Raw genomic sequence first — 2,210 nt, 5'->3', positions numbered from 1 at the left:
GTACGATCGTGGTTGAACGACGCCGCCTCATGGGTAATGTCGGGTTTGAAGGAGCGGCGCGGTGCGCATCTTTTTCGGTAGTGGGGATGGGGCAGGGAACGCTGTCCTTCAGCAAAGAATACCCAGACCCGTTTTTTAACTTTTGACTGGAGGTCAGAAAATGAACATCAAGAGCCTTCTTCTCGGCTCAGCTGCGGCCCTGATCGCAGTTTCCGGTGCGCGCGCCGCCGACGCCGTTGTCGTCGCCGAGCCGGAACCGGCTGAATACGTCAAGATCTGCGACGTGTACGGCTCGGGCTACTTCTACATCCCCGGCACCGAAACCTGCCTGCGCATCGGCGGCTTTGTCCGTTACGACATCGGCGTCGGCGACGTCGGCGCGTTCGACGGCGCGACGTCCGCCGATGTTGAGGACGGCGGCAGCAACGACACCTTCTACAAGAATGCCCGCTTCACGCTGAAGACCTGGACCGGTCAGGAGACCGAGCTCGGCACCTTGAAGACCTTCACCGAAACCCGTTGGAACTTCGGCAACCGCAACGCCGATCTGGGCGCGGACGGCGACGTCAATCCGGCCTTCAACAAGGGCACTTCGCTGAACTTCGCCTGGATCCAGCTCGGCGGCCTGCGCGTCGGTAAGGACGAATCGGCGTTCAACACGTTCATCGGCTACGCCGGCAACGTCATCCAGGATACGCTGGTTCCCTACGGCGATTTCGACACCAACGTCGTCCAGTACTACTTCGACGCCGGCAACGGCTTCTCGGCCGTGGTCTCGCTCGAAGAAGGCTCGGGCGGCGGCACGGATGGCTCCTACGGCGTGGGCACGATCGACAGCTACGTTCCGCATGTCGTCGGCGGCGTGAAGTGGACGCAGGGCTGGGGCGCCATCACCGGCGTCGTTGCCTACGACAGCAACTATGAGGAAGTCGCCGGCAAGGTCCGTTTGGACGTCAACGCCACCGACGCGATCTCGCTGTTCATCATGGCCGGCTACGGCACCGATGACAACCTGTCGGACCCGACCTATGCCTTCGCAGCCGGCGGTCGCGGCTTCTACAAGCAGTGGGACGGCAACTGGGCAGTCTGGGGCGGTGGCACCTACAAGTTCAACGAGAAGACCTCGTTCAACACCCAGATCTCGTATGACGAAGGTGAGAACCTCGGCATCGCCGCGAACATCGCCTACGACATCGTGCCCGGCTTCACCGTCACGGCCGAAGTCGACTACATCAATGCAGGCACAATCGGCGATGCCGATGGCCTGAACCACAACTGGACCGGTATTACTGATGGCGACGACGCCATCGGCGGTCTCCTCCGCTTCCAGCGCTCGTTCTAACAGGCCCTGCCTGACTGAAATCGAAACCCGGCGGGCAACCGCCGGGTTTTCTCGTTTCGGGAACGGCTCGCCGGTTCGATTTCCGGAGCTAATGCATGTCGCCCAAAAGTGGCCCCGGTTTTGGGAAAACGACATGCAAAAAAACAAAGAGCTAAAGCGCGTCGCATGAGGCCGTTCAGGCGCGACGCGCTTTAGAGTATCCGTCTTGGTCAAGGCATGTCGCAGGACCCTCTTCGGTCGTCCCCGACAAGAGCGTTTGAGAGCACGACGAGCTTTGGCGTGATTGCGGCGATTGCGAGGTTGGCGGGTTTGCCGGCCCCATTTCGCAATGGGCCTTTGCCATGCGCCAGCGCCCTTCCCTCACGCCGATCGACTGAACGGGCGGGCCGGTTGACCCGTCGGCCGCGACCGCATAATTTTAGATGACGCTAATACACAATACCACGCGACGGACGCCATCTTGATCGATTCACTGCAGGGCGAATCCTGCTAATAATGCTGCTATCATTGCTACGAAATTTGATAAGAGGGGAACGGCAATGCGTTTTGACCGGAATCTGCTGCTTGTCGGGCTGGTCCTGCTTGGCTCTGCACGGGCCTTCGCTGCTGACCTGCCGAGCCCGAACGCTCAGACGGTTGAGGAAGCCGCACCGGCGGGCCAGCCATACTGGTCCTTCACCGCGGGCACATATCTGTGGGCGGCCGGCATGAGCGGCGACGTGGGTCAGTTCGACCTGCCTCCGGTTTCGGTGGAAAGCTCGTTCTCCGACATTCTGAAGCATCCGGACTTCGGCGCGATGCTCGTCGCCGAACTCCGCTACCGCGACTTCGGTCTGTTCAACGTCTTCATGGACATCCAGCTTTTGGG

At 60.8% G+C, this 2,210-nt stretch carries 1 protein-coding gene and 1 pseudogene; both read left to right on the top strand.

Annotated features, from left to right (window positions below; translation table 11 throughout):
• Window positions 1-160 precede the first annotated feature (160 nt).
• Window positions 161-1,342, top strand: a complete 1,182-nt coding sequence (locus EOA33_RS33065; RefSeq protein WP_127407529.1) for a porin — start codon at window positions 161-163, stop codon at window positions 1,340-1,342.
• A gap of 539 nt (window positions 1,343-1,881) precedes the next feature.
• Window positions 1,882-2,210: pseudogene (locus EOA33_RS33055) on the top strand (hypothetical protein); the annotation flags it as partial.

It is taken from the genome of Mesorhizobium sp. M4A.F.Ca.ET.050.02.1.1, assembly GCF_003997725.1.
Classification (GTDB): Bacteria; Pseudomonadota; Alphaproteobacteria; order Rhizobiales; family Rhizobiaceae; genus Mesorhizobium.
Note: the sequence above shows the minus strand (reverse complement) of the source record. Positions and strands in the feature narration are given on the sequence as shown.